The sequence below is a fragment of the Maribacter orientalis genome, from assembly GCF_900109345.1.
Lineage (GTDB): Bacteria > Bacteroidota > Bacteroidia > Flavobacteriales > Flavobacteriaceae > Maribacter > Maribacter orientalis.
Genome location: NZ_FNZN01000002.1, coordinates 95,933 through 117,180 on the forward strand (window position 1 = coordinate 95,933; position 21,248 = coordinate 117,180).

At 36.5% G+C, this 21,248-nt stretch carries 17 protein-coding genes; 13 read left to right on the forward strand and 4 right to left on the reverse strand.

All coding sequences use genetic code 11. The features are described 5' to 3' along the window. Window positions 1–112: 112 nt before the first annotated feature. From BMY56_RS04045 to BMY56_RS04055, 3 genes are all read right to left on the reverse strand, one after another. Window positions 113–553 (reverse strand): response regulator, encoded by a 441-nt coding sequence (locus BMY56_RS04045; protein ID WP_091620287.1) that lies wholly within the window; start codon window positions 551–553, stop codon window positions 113–115. Window positions 554–588: 35 nt separating this feature from the next. Beyond that, window positions 589–1,122, reverse strand: a complete 534-nt coding sequence (locus BMY56_RS04050) for a helix-turn-helix domain-containing protein (protein ID WP_091620290.1) — start codon at window positions 1,120–1,122, stop codon at window positions 589–591. Between the two features lie 227 nt (window positions 1,123–1,349). Further along, on the reverse strand, window positions 1,350–3,014 hold the full coding sequence (locus BMY56_RS04055) for a PAS domain-containing sensor histidine kinase (RefSeq protein WP_091620293.1): 1,665 nt from the start codon (window positions 3,012–3,014) through the stop codon (window positions 1,350–1,352). A 416-nt stretch (window positions 3,015–3,430) separates the two neighbouring features. Here BMY56_RS04055 and BMY56_RS04060 point away from each other — a divergent pair, with 416 nt between their 5' ends. Genes BMY56_RS04060 through BMY56_RS04070 form a run of 3 tightly spaced genes read left to right on the forward strand, consistent with a single transcriptional unit; the run spans window position 3,431 to window position 8,042 of the window. Beyond that, window positions 3,431–5,077 carry a hypothetical protein gene (locus BMY56_RS04060; RefSeq protein WP_245737134.1) on the forward strand — a complete coding sequence of 549 codons (1,647 nt, stop codon included), beginning with the start codon at window positions 3,431–3,433 and terminating at the stop codon, window positions 5,075–5,077. Window positions 5,078–5,102: 25 nt separating this feature from the next. After that, window positions 5,103–6,590, forward strand: coding sequence for an APC family permease (locus BMY56_RS04065; protein WP_218144547.1), 1,488 nt, complete (start codon window positions 5,103–5,105; stop codon window positions 6,588–6,590). Between the two features lie 3 nt (window positions 6,591–6,593). Then, window positions 6,594–8,042, forward strand: a complete 1,449-nt coding sequence (locus BMY56_RS04070) for an aldo/keto reductase (protein WP_091620296.1) — start codon at window positions 6,594–6,596, stop codon at window positions 8,040–8,042. Window positions 8,043–8,053: 11 nt separating this feature from the next. Here BMY56_RS04070 and BMY56_RS04075 read toward each other — a convergent pair whose 3' ends face one another. Continuing rightward, the gene (locus tag BMY56_RS04075) at window positions 8,054–11,056 is read right to left on the reverse strand and encodes a hypothetical protein (RefSeq protein ID WP_218144548.1); all 3,003 of its coding nucleotides are present in this window, start codon (window positions 11,054–11,056) and stop codon (window positions 8,054–8,056) included. Window positions 11,057–11,472: 416 nt separating this feature from the next. Between BMY56_RS04075 and BMY56_RS04080 the strand changes: the two genes are divergently transcribed. From BMY56_RS04080 to BMY56_RS04125, 10 genes are all read left to right on the forward strand, one after another. Beyond that, on the forward strand, window positions 11,473–12,333 hold the full coding sequence (locus tag BMY56_RS04080; protein WP_091620301.1) for a sigma-70 family RNA polymerase sigma factor: 861 nt from the start codon (window positions 11,473–11,475) through the stop codon (window positions 12,331–12,333). Window positions 12,334–12,473: 140 nt separating this feature from the next. Further along, complete coding sequence (locus tag BMY56_RS18580; RefSeq protein ID WP_091620304.1) at window positions 12,474–12,665, forward strand: hypothetical protein; 192 nt, start codon at window positions 12,474–12,476, stop codon at window positions 12,663–12,665. Between the two features lie 38 nt (window positions 12,666–12,703). Next, window positions 12,704–13,519, forward strand: coding sequence for a pyrroline-5-carboxylate reductase (proC, locus tag BMY56_RS04090; protein ID WP_091620307.1), 816 nt, complete (start codon window positions 12,704–12,706; stop codon window positions 13,517–13,519). Next, on the forward strand, window positions 13,512–14,300 hold the full coding sequence (proB, locus tag BMY56_RS04095; RefSeq protein ID WP_091620310.1) for a glutamate 5-kinase: 789 nt from the start codon (window positions 13,512–13,514) through the stop codon (window positions 14,298–14,300). The genes proC and proB overlap by 8 nt, the downstream gene beginning before the upstream one ends. Next, window positions 14,300–15,496: a glutamate-5-semialdehyde dehydrogenase gene (locus BMY56_RS04100; protein ID WP_091620313.1), complete on the forward strand. Its 1,197-nt coding sequence runs from the start codon at window positions 14,300–14,302 to the stop codon at window positions 15,494–15,496. Before proB ends, BMY56_RS04100 begins: the two co-directional genes overlap by 1 nt. 36 nt (window positions 15,497–15,532) lie before the next feature. After that, the gene (locus BMY56_RS04105; RefSeq protein WP_091620317.1) at window positions 15,533–16,375 is read left to right on the forward strand and encodes a GNAT family N-acetyltransferase; all 843 of its coding nucleotides are present in this window, start codon (window positions 15,533–15,535) and stop codon (window positions 16,373–16,375) included. Between the two features lie 188 nt (window positions 16,376–16,563). Beyond that, window positions 16,564–17,262 carry an NUDIX hydrolase gene (locus tag BMY56_RS04110; protein WP_091620320.1) on the forward strand — a complete coding sequence of 233 codons (699 nt, stop codon included), beginning with the start codon at window positions 16,564–16,566 and terminating at the stop codon, window positions 17,260–17,262. Between the two features lie 41 nt (window positions 17,263–17,303). After that, window positions 17,304–18,182 (forward strand): sugar phosphate isomerase/epimerase family protein, encoded by an 879-nt coding sequence (locus BMY56_RS04115; RefSeq protein WP_091620322.1) that lies wholly within the window; start codon window positions 17,304–17,306, stop codon window positions 18,180–18,182. Between the two features lie 49 nt (window positions 18,183–18,231). Beyond that, entirely contained in the window at window positions 18,232–19,605 is a 1,374-nt protein-coding gene (locus BMY56_RS04120; protein WP_091620325.1) for a D-arabinono-1,4-lactone oxidase, read from the forward strand. Window positions 19,606–19,620: 15 nt separating this feature from the next. Continuing rightward, on the forward strand, window positions 19,621–21,240 hold the full coding sequence (locus tag BMY56_RS04125; RefSeq protein WP_091620328.1) for a carboxylesterase/lipase family protein: 1,620 nt from the start codon (window positions 19,621–19,623) through the stop codon (window positions 21,238–21,240). Window positions 21,241–21,248: the final 8 nt, after the last annotated feature.

The following is a 21,248-nucleotide window of genomic DNA, read 5'->3' on the forward strand; positions in this document are numbered from 1 at the left end:
TCAAAAATAGATTACTGCTAAATACGTGGTATTAATTCGAATTGACTAATGCTAAAACTAAAAAAGTTGCTCCTAACGAAACAACTTTTTTAATTCAGTCTAATATGAAAAATTATATTTTCAATAAAAAATTCTCTTTTTTGAAATCATTTAAATGATATGCCCAATTCATTTTGACCACTTGTTTCAATGATTTTTTCAATTCACTAAAGCTTGAAGGCTTTTTAATATAAATATTTGCACCTTTTTCAAAAGTTTCTTCAATATCTCTTTCTGCAGATGATGTTGAATATATGGCCACTAATAAATCTTTTAAATGGGGTGTACGACGAATTGCTTCTAAACACTCGAAACCATTCATAATAGGCATGTTCAAATCTAGAAAAACCAAATCTGGCGGATTATCAGTTTCTTGAAGCAAATACTCCATACAGCTTTTACCATTCTCTAATTGACGTAATTCTGTATTAAGCGCAATACCCTCTAATGCATCTGCAAAAAATTGCCTGTCATCTTCATCATCATCTACAAGAAGTATTTTTAATTTATTCATTTTCAAATTTCATATTGGTTGAAGAATAGTTCTTCTTATTTTTTTCTAAACTTTAAGTATTGGGTTATTGTTAACCCAGTTACTTTTTTGAATTGATTAGATAAATGTGGAACGCTACTAAAACTTAAATCATGTGCTATTTGACCTAAGCTTGTGTTTTCTAGGAGTACTAATTCCTTCACCTTTTCTATTCGCACTAATATATAAAAATTCTCTATAGACGTATATGTCTTACTAGAAAATAGATTTGAAAGATATGGATAACTGAAACCCAATTGATTTGAGAGTAGTTCTGAAATTTTCACATTTCGAATATCACCGTCATGCACCATTCTCTTTATATAAATCTTGATTTCCTCAACGATATCACGGTTCTCTTTCGTTTGAATTTTAACACCAAAATCATCAAGCTCATTAGAGATTGATTTAAGCTTCTCTTCACTTAAATCATCTAAAAACTTAATGGTTCCGTCTTGCAAAATTTCAAAATCAACCCCGGCTGCGACCATTGTTCTATGAAATAATTCATTAACCATCTTTTCAGAGTCATATATGAAACTATACTCCATTCATCACATTACAATTAATACGCTTCTTAAAAGTTTGTAAACTTATTGTTTTCAAAAAACATCCAATAACAAAATACGGCAAATTATTACCACTTTTGAATCCAGCCTTAAAAAAATATACTTTTTCAATGTTTTCAAAAGCACATTTCGTGCTATTGAAAAAAATAAAAAGTTCTTATAAATTCTAATCCATATAGTTTCCTTATAAAAAATTGAAAACAGTTTTTTTAAGATATGGCTAACTGACTACTTGGAATAATGATTTGAAATACGGCACCGATATCAGGTTCACCATGTGCACTAATGAAACCATTGTGGTTCTGAACTATCTTCTTAACAATAGCCAAACCAATACCTGTGCCTATATATTCTTGCTTTGAATGTAACCTTTGAAAGACTTCAAAAATTTTCTCAGAGAATTGTTTATCGAACCCTATACCATTATCGGTTATTGTAATTTTAGCGTAGCTTATACCTGTTATTAAAAGCATATCATCACTATCTGAACCATCTATGGTCTCCCCTAAAATTCTAATGACAGGAGGTACATCTAACTTAGAATATTTTACCGAATTCGATAAAAGGTTATAAATTAATTGACGAAACTGAAATGGGACTACCTCAAGCTTGCAGCTACTCAATACTTCGACTTTACCTTGTTTTTTAGCCAACTCTTCACCTAAATCATTTTTAACCTCATCAATAACCGTTTTTAAATCGATAAGTTCGAATGTCCTTTTTTCAGTATCGGCTCGTGAATAAGCCAAGAGGTCATTAATCAACGATTGCATTCTATTTGCTGCAGATTGTATTTTCTCGAATTTCACCTTACCTGCTTTAGATAAATTATCATACTCACGCTCCATCAATACTTCTGCGAACATTTGAATTTTCCTTAGCGGCTCTTGAAGGTCATGACTAGAAATATAGGCGAACGATTGAAGTTCTTTGTTCATTAGTTCTAGTTTTATATTGCTATCTGCAAGTTCTCTAGTACGAATATCAACTTCACTTCTTAAATGATTTGAGAAAGATTTTTGCTGTTCAATATTCATGGCAGTGCCAATAAAACCAATTAATTCATCTTCTAGTAAACGTGGAACGGCTAAAACTTTAAACCATTCAAAACCTTCTGTTGAGGCATTCTTAACTCGAAATTCCACATCAATTTCAGCTTTATTTTCTACAGCTTGAGCAAAACCAGCATATACTAAATGTATATCATCAGGGTGTACAACCTCTTTCCATACTTGCCCTGTAAAATCAGAGAAGTGCTCTATGCCTATATATTTAAGTAGCTCCTTATTTGCATATTGAACATTTATTTCGGTATCGGTTATCCATATCCAAACCGGTGACAGGTCGGCAATCTCACGAAAACGACGCTCACTTTCACGCAAATTATTAGCTGCCTTAAAGGCTTCAGTCGTATCAGTACATAGTGTTAATACACCTGCAACGTTACCTGATTCATCTTTAACTGGGCTATAACTAAAAGTCCAATAAATATCTTCGATTCTACCATTTCTATAAAAAGGAATGAGTTGATTTTCTCTCCAAATAGAATTTCCTTTGTCAGTAACTGATTTTAACAAAGGTGAAATATCATCCCAAATTTCTGGCCAAGCATCTTTACCGCTCATACCTAAAATCGACGGGTGTTTTCCATTTATTCCAAGACTTGGTCTATACGCATCATTATAAAAACATTTTAGTTTTTTACCCCAAAAAAGAAACATTGGAAAAGGGGAATTTAACATTATACTCATTGTTGTTCTAAGGGCTGGCGGCCAAGTTTCAGGCAATCCTATTAGCGTTTTCGACCAATCCTTATTACGCATCAATTCGCCCATTTCACCACCGTCTTCAAGAAAATAAAAGTTTTTATTCATAATTGATATTAGATTGCTCTATCGTTAAAAGATTTCCAATGAAAATTGGATCAGCGCTCAGATAATACATACCTGTATTACAAGATTAATACAATTTTGTTTAACATATTTCAAATATAAATTACAAATAAAGCAATTCACAATTAAAAAATTAACTCAAAAAAAACAAGGGATGCTTTGGTTCTTTATGGGTTAATAATACTTCTGTCAATTAAATACCTATCAAACACATTTTAACTTTCGACCTTTCCCTTTTTATTCTATAAACCTCGTATACGTATTCTTCCTTTTACACAACTAATATGAAAATCTTATAAGTATATACGAATAGATTATTTTCAAGTAACATCTAAAGAATATTGGTTCATTGATTCACTATTCTTATTTTGCATTCATATACCAATCACTATCTAAAAATGACCAACTCCACCTTTCCGAAATCAGTTTTTTATTTGCTCATCTTGCTAGTAGCCAATTTTCCGAATTCTGCCATATCCCAAGACAAAGATTCGAATGAAGAGTTGGTGAAAATTTTTAAAGAATGGCGATTATTCGAAAAACCACCTTTGAGAGATGGTGCTCCTGATTACACTGAAACAACCTTTGTTAATAGAGACCCTCAATTCAAAACTATTCAGCAAAAACTTTATGCTATTGACACCACAGGCTGGTCAATAGCAAACAAAGTAGATTGGCACATTGTCAATGCCGAAATGAATGGGTACGATTTTAACCAAAGAGTGCTTAAGCCTTGGGTGAGAGATCCTGCGTTTTATACTACCATATGGACAGACCGTAGTGATGTGCCAGCACATGAAGGTCCTGCGCACCACGCAATTATAGATGTATGGAAATACACCTTTCCGCTCGACAAAGAAAATGGGGCAAAATTACTTGCCGCTTTAAAGGTAATTCCGGTTATTAACGACCAGGCTAAAATAAACTTAACGGGTAATGCCAAAGACTTATGGGTTGCCGGTATTCGTGATATTGAAACTCAAAGTATAAACCTGGAAGACATGAAAAGTCTTTCAGGAATAGCAGAAAATAGAAAATTAATATCCGCTATTGATGACGCTATAAAATCTACAAATAGCTTGGCCGATTGGCTTCGGGAAGAGGCTCGCTCCAAAAATGGTCCATCTGGTATTGGTAAAGAAAACTACACCTGGTATTTGCAAAATGTGCATTTAGTTCCTTTAACATGGGAAGATGAAGTCATGCTCTTGAAAAGAGAACTTACCAGAGCATGGTCTGCTTTAAAATTAGAAGAACATAGAAATCGAAACCTACCACCATTAAAAGATGCCAGTTCTCCTGAAGAATACGATACTAGGGCAAAAGCTTCCGCTAAAAGTCTTCTTACTTTTCTCGACAAAAATGAAATGGTTACGGTGAAAGATTATTTTGAACCTGCCCTTAATGAACATTTAGGCGCCTTTGTTCCTAAAGAGAAAAGAAACTTTTTTTGGATAACCGCTCATTACGATCAACGTCCATTATATTCCCATTTTTACCATTGGTTCGAATTAGCTAGAATGGACAATGAACCAAATTCTAGAGAAATCAGAAAAGAAGCTTTACTATATAACATATTCGATTCTAGAAATGAAGGTACCGCAACAGCTGTTGAAGAAATGTTTATGGATGCCGGATTGTATGATGACCAGCCGCGCTCTAGGGAAATCGTTTACATTATGATTGCACAACGTGCGGCAAGAGGTTTGGGTTCCTTATACGCGCAAGCCAACGAAATGACCTCTGAAGAAGCTGGTAGTATTCATTCGAACTACACCCCGAGAGGATGGATGAAAACAGAAAAAGATCTATTACTTTTTGAGCAACATCTATATCTTAGACAACCAGGTTACGGCACTAGTTATATTACTGGAAAATATCTTTTAGAAAATACACTAGCAGAGTATGCGCGAATGAAAGAGTCAAAAAACGAGCCTTTCGAGATGCGTGCATTTTTTGACCAACTAAATGCTATGGGTAGCATTCCTATTTCCTTAGGCCGTTGGGAAATGACGGGAGTACGATCTTATCTTGGTCAGGAATAGCAACTAAATTGCAATTCAAATCATCATGACCAAAATAATTTCTAAAAAACTAACACGTCAAATGGGGCTCTTGGCCCTTACCGCTACAGGAGTCTGCTCTATGTTAGGTGCTTCTATAAACGTTGTTCCTTTTATGATTCAGCGCAATGTACCCGGCATAGGGCCTTACGTTCTTCCCGCATTTGCCTTTGCCGCCATACCTGCATTATTTGCAGCATTGGCCTATGGTATTTTAGCATCTGCGATGCCACGAGCTGGCGGTAGTTATATTTACGCAAGTCGTGGCTTAAATCCATATTTAGGCTTTGTTGCCAGCTTCTCTCAATGGTTTGGACTTTCTATTGTTATTGGTGTTATTGCCTATGTAACCGTACCTTTTATTCGCGACGTAACCCTAAGTTTAGGTTGGGAAGAAATTTCGAATGGACTAGAAGTTGGATGGATAAGGGTTACTATTGCCTTATCACTTATTTGGACTTTTGTCGCTGTTAACGTGCGTGGCGTTAAAAGCTATGAACGCATTTTACTCCCTATGATGTTTTTAATGTTCGCCTTAGGGGGAATTGTGATTGTAGCAGGTCTACTATATGATTCTACCGATTTTTTAACCGGACTTCAAGAAAAAACGGGACGCACTTTCGAACCTATTACAAACATACATTTTGACTGGCGTATATTCCTATCGGCAGCCGCTTTGCTTTTCTCTAGCTTTATTGGTTTTGATTCTATTGCACAAGCAGGTGGCGAAGCTAAGAATCCGACAAAAACACTACCAAGGGCTATTCTTTTAGCTATTGTTGGTGTTGGTCTTTTCTACTTCTTATTCGCTTCGGCAGTCTATCATATTGTACCGTGGAGCTTTGTGGCCGAGGAAGCTATGGTAAAAGATATTTCAGCACCTGGCCTTCTGAGTTACGTATTACCATCTGGATTGGGAATAGCCATTTTAGCAGGTGCCGCAATCGCATTGATCAATGATTTACCGGCCATGCTTCTATCGGTTTCAAGATTAATGTTCGCTTGGGCAAAAGATGGTATTTTTCCAAAATCTATTGCTAAGGTTCATCAAAAAAATAATACGCCACATATTGCACTTTTCGTTGCTGGGACAATGGCTAGCATAGGTGTTTTAGGATCGCATTATGCAGGCGATTTCTTTTTAGGCATCGATATTATGGTAACTTCTATGATGGTTAACTTTCTGCTCATGTGCATCACCTTAGTAGCGATTACCAAAGTCAATCCTGCCTTGGCAAACCAAATTTCAGTTTTAAAAAACAGGACTTTACAATTATGGATCGGGTGGCTTGGCATTTTTACACTCGCTGCCTTTTTAGGCATCCATACCTTTAAAGACTTAACCGCCCAAACCACAGCTTGGTATTTTCACTCTACTCCTATTTGGCTTATCGTAATGGGAATAGCAAGTATTATTTTCGGTGTTAATTGGAATAGACTGAAGAAAAAGAATGCCCAATTAAAAGAATTATTTTTAAAACTTCCTGAAGAATAAAAGATGCATACAAAAATTCAACTGGCAAAAGACTTAGAGATTTCTAGAGTTGTAACAGGCTTATGGCAAATAGCCGATATGGAACGAAATGGTAACACTTTAGACCCGATAGCAACCGCTAAATTTATGGCGCCTTATTTAGATGCCGGACTCTCTTCTTTTGACATGGCAGATCATTATGGATCTAGTGAAATAATTGCAGGAACTTTTAAAAATAGTCTTAACGATAAAGACCACGTACAGCTGTTTACAAAATGGGTGCCAAAACCAGGGAAAATCACTAGAGAAGATGTCAGGGCGGCAGTTAATACAGCTCTAGATAGAATGCAACAACCATCGATTGATCTCTTGCAGTTTCACGCTTGGTATTACCCAGATGCAAGCTGGTTAGACGGACTTTTTTATTTGAAGGAATTACAGGATGAAGGATTAATTAAGCACTTAGGGGTAACCAATTTCGATGCTGCACATTTGCGTATTGCACTTGCTAGTGGAATTCCCATTGTAAGCAATCAAATTTGCCATTCTTTAATCGACCAACGTGCAAATGGAAATATGACCACTGTATGTCGTGAATACAATGTAAAATTATTAACCTTCGGAACATTAGCAGGTGGCTTCCTAACCGATAAATGGTTGGGGAAAAATGAACCTACTGCCGAAGAATTGACCACTTGGTCACAAATGAAATACAAACGCTTTATAGATGCAGCAGGAGGTTGGACTCCCTACCAAAACCTATTGCAAACAGTAAAAAAGATTGCAGATAAGCATGATGTCTCTATAGCGAATATTGCCAGTAGATTCATTTTAGAAGGTGAAGTAGTCGCTTCGGTAATCGTTGGGGCCAGATTGGGAGAAAGTGAGCATATTGATGATAATAGACGAATGCTCGACATTCAACTTGACACTGAAGACATCGACGCCATTAAACATGCCCAGCTTCAATTAAATATGATACCTGGGGATTGTGGAGACGAATATAGAAAACCGCCATTTTTGACTGCCTCTGGCGATTTAAGCGACCATTTAGAAACCATACCAAAGGCTTTCACACCTGTCAAAACTGGAAAAAATAGAGAGCAGATTTTTAGTGGAACCGAATGGGAAGAGTTTGCAGGATATTGCAGAGCAGTAAAAATCGGAAATAGCATTCATGTTTCTGGCACTACCGCTACCCATGGCAGTGAAATGATTGGCGGCAGCGATCCCGCAGCACAGGCCCATTTTATTATTGATAAAATTGAAGGTGTTATCACCTCATTCGGTGGCACACTGGCAGACGTAGTGCGTATCCGAATTTTTGTGAATCATCTCGCTGATTGGGAACTTGTGGCCCGAGCCCACGGCGAGCGATTTAAAGGCATTAATCCCGCAAATACCTTAGTAGAAGCTAAATTGGTAGGCGATGGTTATTTGGTAGAAATAGAGGCCGATGCCATTTTACAATAGTTGACCCTTACTTATTTTTCTTCCCAATTTAGGTTGCTACTTTTAATAGCGGTTTCAAATGACACCCATTCATTGGACACAAAACCAGTTACTGTTTTTGAAAATTCGGTAACTAGTGATTTTCCTTGTTCGAGTATTTCGGTATGTTGACTTGAAATCAAATTTGTTTGGGCAGCCGCTATACTAAGGGCTTCCCTAATTTTCGTATAAGGTGACGTTTCAAAAGATTGCCATGCACCTACTTGCCTTTCTGGCTTTGGAGTTTGCCCTTTTGCCCGTAACGCAGTTAAAGACTGTTTCATTGCTTCAAGTTTCGGTATTAAGCCTTGGGCAGTTTTATTGTCAGCTTCATGTACTTGTTTTAGCAAGCTCGCTACCTTTTTATTTTTAGCATCGATATCGGATAAATGCTTTGACAATATTTCTACCTGTCCATCAACTGATTTTCTATAACGATAAAGCTCCTCGTCTACTTTAGATTCTAATTGAAATCTAGGGTCTGGTATAACTTTAACGCTCGAAGTATCGGTAAACGAACCATTTTTCAAAACAATACGATATTCTCCTGGCAAAACAGGAATATCTCTTGAAAAATCATCTTCCCAAGAACCAGACAATGAAGAAGAAGACTCATCTAACTTCCATATCAAGTAATTTAAACCTTTAGTTAATTCTTTAGCTTCTATCGTGTTTATCAGCCTATTTTGATTATCATAAATCATAGCAATAGCCGTGGATTCTGCCTTAGGTTCATTAGCTATAAAAAATGGAATTTGGGTTTTCTGAAAAACCTTATTCTCACCTTCAAAAGTGGTGTGAAAACCTGTCCATATATTTCCTGGAGGATTAATAAATAATCCTTTTACCTGCACAGCATTATTCATCGGCAATGCGGTTAGTTCAGGCTTTAATCTATTTGCCGCAATTTCCCTTAAGCTCAGCAAATCATCTAGTACCCATATCGCCCTTCCAAAAGTACCGACAACCAATGCAGATTCTGTTTCTTGAATTTTCAAATCCATCGTAGAAACCGAAGGAAAACCATTCTTAAACTGAGACCACGTAGTACCTTCATCAATACTAATCCATAATCCGTTCTCGGTACCTAAAAACACTAAATTGGGTTCTTTAGGATCTTGAATGATACTCAAGGCATACCCGTTAACCATAGATTTATCAGCAACCCTTTTCCATGTTTTCCCCAAATCATCGGTTTTAAAAACATAAGGTTCATAGTCTCCTTTTCTATAATTGTTTACCACCATCCATGCTGATTTTGGATCGTATTTAGATGCTTCTATTTGTACTACCCAACTTTCATCAGGCATGCCTTTAACTTTGGTCGTAATATTTTTCCAACTTTTTCCCCCATCTATAGTGAGCTGAACTTGACCATCATCGGTACCCACCCATATTACATCTGCATCTAGCGTACTTGGCGAAATGGTCAAAATAGAATTGTAACGTTCTGCACCGGATACATCTAGAGTGAGTCCGCCATAATCTGGTTTTTGATGTTCAGGATTGTTGGTGGTTAAATCGGGCGAAATTATCTTCCAAGAAGCGCCCTTATCATTGGTCACATGAACAAATTGTGACCCATAATAGGCTGAATTATCATCTATAGGATTTCTTGCAAAGGCTGCATTCCAATTGAAACGCAGCGCCGTTTTTAAATCTGGGGCTGGTGGTTTTATACTCACATAATAGCCTGTTATTTTATCATAGCGATACAAATCGCCATTTTGTGAAGAGCCATAACCATATCTAGAATTATCTAAATCTGGGGAAATATCAAATCCATCGCCACCTACTAAATACTGCCAGTATAACGTTCGTATACCTCCTCTTTTCCAAGTATAGGCAGGTCCAGACCAATTGCCATTATCTTGCATACCGCCATATACATTATATGGGGTATCATTATCTACACCCACATGATAAAATTGAGCAACAGGAATCGTCTCTGGAAAATACCAACTTTTACCATGGTCATAGGTAATTCCCAATCCGCCATCACCACCAATAATAAAGTGTTTGGCATCTTTAGGATTCACCCAAAACGCATGAAAATCGGCATGAATACCTTTTGTTTCGTCGGCAGGTATCATGGGGATGGTATCAAAAGTAGCTCCCCCATCATAACTCACCGACAAGGGCTGGTAGATATTATAAACTCGATCTGCATCTTCTGAATCTACCGCTAGGTCTTGAAAATAAAAAGGTCTGTTATTAGCGAATTTAGGATTGTCATTAATCATTCTCCAATTCGCCCCACTATCATCGCTACGATAAATAGCGTTCTTTTTAGCTTCAATTTTAGCATAAATTCTATCAGGTTCAGAGGGTGCAATTGCAAAGCCTATTCTACCTAAATTACCTGATGGCAAACCTTCTTTCTCTCCTAATTTTATCCAGTTTTCTCCGGCATCTTCAGAGACATATAATCCAGACCCTTCACCACCAGAAGTAAAATAGTAAGGTGTTCGTTTATGTTGGTAAAGAGCTACATACAATTTTTTATGATTTGATGGGTGCATGACCATATCACCAATACCAGATGTATTATTAGAGTATAATATCTTTTTCCAATGCAAACCACCATCTATTGTTTTATAAAGACCACGATGTTCATTGGCTGTAAAAGGGTCTCCCATCGCTCCTACATATATAATATTTGGGTCTGTGGGATCAATACTAATTCTATGTATGGTTTTGGTAGCTTCTAATCCCATATGCTTCCATGTTTTTCCACCATCGATACTTTTAAAAATACCCATCCCCAAATTCATAGAATTACGAGGATTACCTTCTCCTGTACCTACCCAAATAATATCAGGATTACTTTGCTGAATGGCAAGTGACCCAATGTTTTGTGTGGGCTGCTCATCAAAAATCGGTTTCCATGCAGACCCTCCATTTTCAGATTTCCATACACCACCTGATGCCGCACCGACAAACATAATTTTCGGATTCTCCGTTACCACATCTATTGCAGTTATACGCCCACTCATATTTGCAGGACCTACATTACGAATGTTTAGATTTTTTAAAGTAGAAAAATCAATTTTTTGTGCGAATAAAACATTTGATATACAAAAAATGATGAGAAAGATAGGTATGCGGATTTTCATGCTTAGATAGATATTTTTTTTTTAAAATAAAACACAGCCTCTAAAATAAGCCACATTCCTTTTTAAAATTGCATAAATCTTAAAAGACTTTTAAACCAGATACAGATATCAAAAAAACCAATTATCTCAATTAACTATCCCTAAATCAGAAAAAACGAAAAATTGAAAAATGATTGTTTTTATTAAAAAACAAATCAAAAACCCTTTAAAATAGACAAATAAATCACAAAACCGTCAATAAACTTGCATTTTAACTAAATTATGTTATGTTATAAAGACTAATCCAAAAAGTATATATGCGACAACTAAAGATTACCAAACAAATAACTAACAGAGACTCCAAATCATTAGAAAAGTATTTTCAAGAAATAAGTAAAATTGATTTAATTACTGCAGATGAAGAGGTAGAACTGGCTAGAAGAATTCGTGAGGGTGATCAAAAGGCGCTAGATACGTTAGTAAGTGCTAATTTAAGATTTGTGGTATCTGCCGCTAAACAATATCAAAATAGAGGCTTACGACTTACCGATTTAATAAATGAAGGCAACTTAGGCTTGGTCAAGGCTGCCAAACGTTTTGATGAGACCAGGGGGTTTAAATTTATATCATATGCCGTTTGGTGGATTAGACAATCCATTCTGCAAGCGCTTTCTAATACATCACGGGTAATTCGTTTACCACAGAATAAAATCGCTACCAATACTAAGATATATCAGGTGTATTCAATTTTAGAACAAACCTACCAAAGGCCTCCAAGCCCTACAGAAATTGCCTCAGAACTTGACATTAGCGTTTCTAAAGTAAAAAGCTCTATTAAATCTTCGGTTAAACACATATCCTTAGATGCTCCTTTTAAAGAAGGTGAGTCTTCATCATTATATAATGTTATAGAATCTAAGAAACTAAATAGTCCTGATAAGGAAATGATCGATGAATCTTTAGAGACCGATATCGATCAAGTGCTGAATAGAATTCCTGAAAGACAGAGTGATGTTCTTCGACTTTACTTTGGTCTCGGCAATCAACAACCAATGAGCCTAGTTGAAATAGGAGAGCTGTTCGATGTTACTAGAGAACGCGTTCGTCAAATTAAAGACAAAGGTATTAGAGCACTGCGTCGTAAAGGCAATACAGAAATGCTACGGTCTTATTTATAAGACAACTTCAATACGATAAGCATTAATTACTGCTTATAAATCAATTATTAACCCTACTAACGATAGTATAACATAAGCTTAACACGTCTAATTAGGACGTGGTTAAACATATGTTATGTTGTACACTATACTATTACACCATGAAATTTATTTATGTTAAAAGACAAAGCAGTACCAAAGAATTATATAGAACAAGAACAAGTCTTAAAAACTTAAAGGTTACTTCGATCACAAAATACTTTTTGGGTATACCTATTAAAAAGGTGCATACCTATAGGCAAATCTACTATGGCAGAAAAAACAATGCTATTGAAAAAATGCTATTTATTTAAAAACATAAAATAATACGATTAATACAAAATTTGAATTTATGAAGATATTAGTAATAGGAGCTGGAAATATGGGATTGACCTATGCAGAAGGCATGTCGAAATCTAAATTATTGAAGAAAAGAAATATAATGGTTTTGGATACTTCCGAAGAGAAATTGGAAGAATTAAGGGAGAATCCACAATTTGATGCGTTCGATGATTTAAAAAAGTGTGCCCCACAGGCAGATATTATTTTCATTGCTGTTAAACCTTATCATGCAGAGAGTGTTTTTTTAAAATTAAATCCGCTGGTAAAACCTGGGCAGATTATAATTTCCATTATGGCGGGTGTTACTATGGAAACTATAAAAAATCTAACCGGACTTACTAAAATAGTTCGAGCCATGCCCAACTTACCGGCTTCAATTGGCAAAGGATTAACGTCTTTTGTTGCTTCTAATGATGTCACGAGAATTGAATTGTTGACCATTGAAAGTTTATTGGATACTACAGGGAAATCTGTTTTGGTGAGCGATGAAAATTTTATTGATGCCTCAACAGGTATTTCTGGAAGCGGACCTGCCTATGTTTTTTACTTTATGCAAAGTATGATGGAAGCTGCACTGAAAATGGGCTTTACACCAAACGTATCAAAAATTTTAGTGGCACAAACCTTTACCGGTGCCATCGAACTTTTTAATCAGAATGAATTATCACCAAATTCTTGGATGGACAAAGTTGCCAGTAAAGGTGGTACTACCCGTGCGGCGTTAGATTCTATGGAAAATAATAATGTTGGAGAATTAATTAAAGAAGCGGCATTCGCAGCTTTTGAGCGTGCCGTTGAACTAGGTAAAGAAAAAGTACATGTATAAACAGAAAATTGTAGTTAAAGTAGGTACGAACGTAATGACCAATAAAGACAACCGGATCGTAAGACCCGTGTTACGGAATTTGGTACAACAGATTGCTGAACTTTATGAACGAGATATTTTGACCGTACTTGTATCCTCTGGATCCGTAATTGCAGGTAAAGAGGTTTTAGGTACATCAAGTATTGAGAATGACACACAGCGCAGACAGGTATATTCCGCCATTGGGCAACCTCGTATGATGCGTCATTATTATAATATTTTTAATGATTATGGAATGAAATGTGCGCAGGTACTTCCTACTAAAAGAGATTTTACTCCTGGGGTACACAGAGAGAACATGATTAGTTGTGTTGAAGGTTTGTTGTCCGAAGGTGTTATTCCTATAGCCAACGAAGATGATGCCGTTTCGGTGACAATGAGTATGTTTTCTGACAATGATGAGTTGGCTAGTTTAATCGCGCAACTTATCGATGCTGACAAACTTATTATTCTAACGGATATCGACGGACTCTATACTGGGCACCCGAATGCAGAAAGTAGCGATCTTGTTCAGCATGTGAATCCTGAAGAAAATCTAGATAAATTTATAAAGGATAGCAATAAGAAAGCTGGCGAAGGCCGTGGCGGTATGGGTTCTAAATTAGATTATGCGCAACAAGCAGCAGCTAATAACATACCTACCTACATAGCTAACGGTAAAAAAAATCGCACGCTTATTGATATTATAGACGGTAAAAATGTGGGCACAAAAGTGACCCTTGAAGAAAAAATAGAAGTATAATGAAATTACTATCTACAGAAATAAAAAACAACGTATTACAATGCATGGAACGGATTCTTGATGAAAATCGGAAAGCCATTCTTGATGCCAATAAAAAAGATTTAGATCTCTTTAATTTGGAGGATCAAGCCATGTACGACAGATTAATTGTTACCGACGCTAAAATTGATGGAATGATCACATCTATCAAAGAAGTGAGGTCACAAGAAGATCCGGTAAGCAAAACCATTTCAACGAAATCTTTAGAAAACGGTTTAGAAATCAACAATAGAACCGCACCCTTTGGCACCATCATGATTATTTATGAATCTAGGCCAGATGTAACTATTGAAGCTGCGGTTTTAGCATTTAAGGCGAATAACAAGATATTTTTAAAGGGAGGCAAAGAAGCGTTGCACAGTAATACCATCCTTACTGAACTATGGCATCAGGCCTTGGAAGAAAACGGATTGTCAAAAAACTATATTCAACAATTAGTTTTGAACCGTGAGGAAACCCAAATGTTTTTGAAAAATCCACCAGAAAAATTAGATTTAATTGTGCCAAGAGGCGGTGAGCGCCTAATTAACTTTGTTAAGCAAAATGCCACCGGCGCTGTGCTTGTAAGTGGACGTGGCAATAATTTTCTATATGTAGATGAAAATGCAGACTGGGAGAAAAGCGTAAAAGTTATTCTCAACGCAAAAACAGCTAAAATATCGGCTTGTAATGCGTTGGATAAAATCTTGATCAGTTCCAAAATTGAAAATTACACCGAAAAACTTAAAGACCTCTATAAGCTGTTACAAGTGAACGGGGTAGAAACGTTAGTGGATAACGATGTCAACATTTTAATTGAAGGATCCAATCTCATTAAAGATGCATCCGTTTGGAAAGAAGAATTTCTTGCAATGAAATGTTGTTTGGGCGCTGTTGATTCTCTCGACGAGGCCATTGAAAAAATCAATATGAATTCCGGTGGCCATTCCGCAACCATCATGACCTCCAATAAAGAATCGGCCATGCAATTTATGGAAGAAGTGGATTGCGCTGCGGTATACCAAAATGCATCTACACGTTTTACCGATGGCGGACAAATGGGTGTTGGGGCAGAATTAGCTATTAGTACCGATAAGCTACACCATAGAGGTCCATTGGGTCTAAAGCAATTGGTTACCAATAAATATTATGTATTTGGTGACGGTCAAATACGTTAATAAAATTTTCAGTTACATAAATCCAAATCAGAATTAATGTTCGAAAAAATAGAAACCATTGAGGGTGCATTAGTATATCATGGAAATATACATAATCGCATTTATTTCTCTGAAGCAAACAAAGTTGATTTAGGTATATTTCTTCCTAAGATGAAGGACCTCGCAAAGAAGAAGAACTATGAAAAAATTCTAAGTAAAGCACCCGAAGAGTCGATGGATATCTTGACATCCAACGGTTATATAGTAGAAGCAAAAATTCCAGGTCTATATAATGGCACTATAGATGGTTACTTTCTTGCAGACTTTATTAATAAAGAACGATATATTAACAACGAAAAGAATCTGAAAACAATTGCTACGGTCAAAACCATTGCAATTGCGGCAAATAAGCCCAATACCGATTCTCATTTCGAGTTGCCTGTAAATCTGACCATCAAAAAACTTACCTCAATCAATTTTGAGCAATTAGAAGAATTACACCAAAAGGCCTATAAGTATCATCCTAATCAAATAAAGGATATAGCCTACTTCTCAAGGCTGAAAGAATTGAATCATCAATTCTATGGCCTTTTTGAAAATGAAGAATTATTGGTTTCTGCCATCTTAGCCGTTCATGAAGATGAGGCAAATATGGAGATTGTAGATTTTGTTACCCATCCAGATTATCGCGGGCAAAACCTCTCTTATTTTCTCGTTCAAAATATAAAAGAAGAGATGAATAGTTTAGGATGCCAAACAGTTTACGCCATGGTAAGGGCAACTTCATATGGTTTAAATATTACCTATAGTAAACACGGTTTTATTTTAGCTGGTACTTTAACCAATAATTGCATGGTACGCGACACATTAGAAAGTATGAACGTTTGGTATCTCAAATAACACATTGAGAATAAACACAGATTCTTAATAGTGGTAAATAAATACCCAAAAGAGCTCATTATGGATGTGATGAATCATCCGAAATGAGCTCTTTTAATCTATTGTCTCATTTTATGACAATAATTCTTTGATTAGATGATAAATTGTACTTAATTTGAAAACGTATTCAAATTTTATCAAATTAATCAATGAAAGGTTTAGAAAACAAGAATTTCATACCCAACCTTTCCTTTGATTGTGTCATTTTTGGTTTTAACGGAAAGCTTCTTAAAATACTCATTTTAGAATACCAAAACACGGGGGTATATGCCCTACCTGGTGGTTTTATAGAAATTGACCAAAGTATAGATGATGCCGCAAAACAAGGAGTTAAGGAACGTACTGGTTTAGATAATGTCTACTTGGACCAGTTCTATATTTTTGGTAATGTCGATCGGGCAGACCCAGGGCATATGAAACGTATTCTAACTGCAAACAATGATAATACCGAAGAGAATAGTTGGATGTTGGAGCGTTTTAATACCGTTGGCTACTACGCCCTTATAAATTACGAGGAAGTAACCCCTACACCAGATGAATACTCAGATAGTATAGGATGGTATGCAATAGATGAACTACCAAAATTAATGATGGATCATAATAATATTGTGGAAAAAGCCTTGCAGGTACTTCGTAGCAATCTTAGCGAAAAGCTTATTGGTATGAACCTACTGCCTTCAAAATTTACCATGAAACAATTACAAATGGTTTTCGAGGCGGTTCTAGACCAAAAATTAAGACGTACCACATTTCAAAGAAAAATGCTATCGCTAGACATTTTAGAACGGCACGAAAAACTTTTTCAAGGTAAGGCACATAAAGCCCCTTATCAATATAGCTTTAAATAAACAGTAAAAACTTAATCATAACACTTAATAAAACAACAAAAATGAAAAAATCAACACTTAACAACATTTTAAAATGTATCCTACTCGCCATATTCATGTGCGGTACGATAACAACCTACGCACAAAAGAAATTTGGCGGACTAGCACTGTATACCGTTAGAGACGACATGGGTACCAATGCAAAAGCAACGTTACAAGCGGTCGCCGATGCCGGCTTCAAAAATATTGAGGCTGCTGGGTATGAAGATGGTAAATTTTATAATATGAGTCCCGTAGAGTTTAAAAAATTGCTAAAATCTTTGAAGCTTAAGCCAATTAGCACACACCAAGGTTCTGTTACCTTAGAGAATGCAGACCAGATGATGGCTGATGTAAAAGCTGCTGGCTTCAAATATTTCGTAATTCCTGTACCACCAATGGGCATGTTCGAGTTCAATAGAGAGAAAATGAGCATGGGCATGAACGGCACAATGGAAGATTTGGCCAAGATTTTAACTACACTAGGTGAAAAAGCCAATAAAGCAGGATTAAAATTATTATACCATAACCATGATTTTGAATTCAAAAAGAATGCCGATGGTATTGTACCAATCGATTACTTATTAGAGAACGTAGATTCTAAATTATTAAACTTTCAAATGGATTTATATTGGGTGACCAAGGCAGGAGCTAATCCTATTGCCTATTTCAACAAATACCCAGGACGTTTCAAAATCTGGCACGTAAAGGATATGGATGACCAAGGAAGATTTGCCCCTGTAGGTAAAGGTTCAATTAACTTTAAGAATATTTTGGACAACAAAAAACTATCGGGTATGAAATATTACATGGTAGAACAAGACATGACTTTTGATGGATTAAAACCATTGGATGCTATTAAAATTAGCCATGACGGACTTAAAGAAATAGGCTTCAAATAAAATTTTCAAAAGCGCTTTTACTTTTCAATCGCGCAAAAATTCAATTAGGATGAAAAGAAAAGATTTTATAAAGTCCTCGACCACTTTTGCAGCAGGTACTGTATTGTTTCCTATGATTTCTTGTAGAGATGAAAAGAAAACAATTGCTGAAGAAGTTACTGCCCAAGTAAGAAAAAATTGGGCAGGAAACTATACGTATACTGCTGAAAATCTTTTTGAACCCTCTACCGTTGAAGAAGTACAAGCATTGGTCAAGAAACTAGATTCTCAAAAGGCCTTAGGTTCTTGCCATTGTTTTAATAACATTGCCGATAGTCCTTTAAACCAGATTTCAACGAAAAACCTTAAAGGAATTATTGACTTAGATGAAAAGGCCATGACCGTGACAGTAGGTGCCGGAGCTAAATATGGTGATTTTGCTACCGAACTTCACGATAAGGGCTATGCTTTACATAACCTTGCATCTTTACCACATATTTCAGTAGCAGGCGCTTGTGCAACTGCAACACATGGATCTGGGGTTACCAATGGTAATTTGGCCACTAAAGTTGTAGCCATTGAATTGGTTAATGGAAAAGGGGAAATAGTTCAAATTAGCAAAACGGATGATCATGAACTTCTCAATGCCTGTGTAGTTAGTTTGGGTGCCTTAGGTATCATTACAAAAATGACATTGGAGATTGAAAAAACCTTTGATGTTAGACAAGATGTGTTTCAAAACCTTCCCTTAGAATCTTTAAAAGACAATTTTAACGCTATACTATCTGGTGGATATAGTGTTAGTCTTTTTACCGATTGGCAAGACCAGAACATAAGTCAAGTTTGGGTAAAAAGAAGAATGGACCAAGAAATAAAAGATTTAGGTTCCGATTATTATGGTGCTACAGCAGCAACAAGAAATTTACACCCAATCACAGAACTATCTGCAGAGAATTGCACCGAACAAATGGGCGTACCCGGTCCATGGTACGATCGTTTACCACATTTTAAAATGGGCTTTACCCCAAGTAGTGGTAAAGAGTTACAATCTGAATTCTTTATTCCACGTGAAAAAGCACTAGATGCCATTCTAGCTTTAGAAAAAATAGGAGAAAAGTTCAAGCCTCAATTAATGATTACCGAAATACGGACTATTGCAGCAGATGAGCTTTGGATGAGCCCCTGCTATCACCAAGATTGTGTAGCTATACATTTTACTTGGGAACAAAACCCCAAGGAAGTCGGTGAATTAATAAAAATCATTGAAAAAGAACTTGAACCTTTTGTATATCGCCCACATTGGGGGAAAGTGTTTACTATAGCCCCAGCTAATTTACATTCTCGATACCCAAAGTATTCAGAATTTATTACGTTGGCAAAGCAGTTAGACCCTATGGGCAAATTCAAAAACGATTATCTAAATCAAAATATTTACAACTCTTAATTAACTTTCAACGAAATGAAAATTTATTTTAAATTAATGACCGTGTTAGCCGTTACGCTATTGAGTTCGATAACTTCTGCTCAAGACGTGGTACTTACAGGATCACAAGTCCCAGCAACGGCAACTGAATTCGGCCAAGTTCGAGGCTACGTTCATAACGAAATTACTACCTACAAAGGTATACCGTATGCACAGGCAAAACGGTTCGAAGCGGCAGTAAGTCCAACTAAATGGGAAGGTGTAAAAAGCACCACCATGTTCGGGCCTGTGGCACCATTGCTTACCCCAACTACATCTATTCAAGATGAATCTGAATTTGTATTTGACCACGACTGGGGATTCCCTAATGAAGATTGTCTTAGTTTGAATGTTTGGACCCCCGAAGCTTCTAACAACAAAATGAGACCCGTACTTTTCTGGATTCATGGTGGCGGATTTACGGCCGGATCAAGTCATGAACTTCCGTCTTACGATGGTGAAAACTTGGCAAAAAAAGGAGACGTTGTAGTCGTTTCTATCAACCATCGATTAAATGTTTTAGGCTTCCTTGATCTATCATCCTATGGTGAAAAGTACCAACATTCTGCCAATAATAGTATTTTAGATATGGTAAAGGCCCTAGAATGGGTGAAGAACAATATTGCCAACTTTGGCGGTGACCCTAACAATGTAACCATCTTTGGTCAATCTGGTGGTGGCGCGAAGGTGAATACGCTTATGGCCATGCCAAAAGCAAAAGGGTTGTTCCATAAAGCCATTAACCAAAGTGGAGCATTTAGAAGTGCCATGTTGGAAAAAGAGGACACACAGGATATCGCAAAGGAGACCATAGCTATTTTAGGATTGGAAGGTTCTACTATTGATAGTATCCAAAATATCCCTTTTGATGTTTTAGCTGATGCGAGCACCAAGGCATTAGGCAAAGTCGCAGAAAAAATGAAAGCGGCGGGGAAACCTGTAATTGGTTTTGGACTTAGTTGGGGTCCAAGTCGAGATGGGATTGACCTACCCTATCAGGTGAACAGTAAAGAAGCCTTGGCCTTATCAAAAGATATTCCGTTGATGATCGGTACCGCAAAAAATGAATTTGCACCATTTGCCAATATGCGTTTTGTGGGTGCATCTGAAGAAGTCATCATGAAACATATTAAAGATACCTACAAAGACAATGCAGATGCCTATATCAAAGCGGCCAAAAAGGCATATCCAAATGATACAGATCCTAAAGACCTGTTAGATATCGACACTATGTTTAGACCTGGTGCCGTGGTTCAAGCAAATGAAAAGTCTGCAATAGAAGGTGGAGCTTCTGTATACATGTTCATATTCACATGGCAATCTCCCGTTTTTGACGGAAAATATAAAGCGCTTCACTGTATGGAACTACCTTTTGTATTCGATAATATCAATCTTGCAAATCAAATGACAGGTGGTGGTGAAGAAGCTCATGTACTAGCCGAAAAAATGAGCGGTGCATGGATCAATTTTGCAAAAACAGGAAATCCGAATTACAAGAACCTTCCCGAATGGCCTAAATACAATAGCAGCAATACGGCCACCATGCATTTTGATGTTACGTGTGAAGTTAAACCTCAGCTAGACAAAGAACTTTTTGAAATTGTTAGCGGTCAATAATATATAGC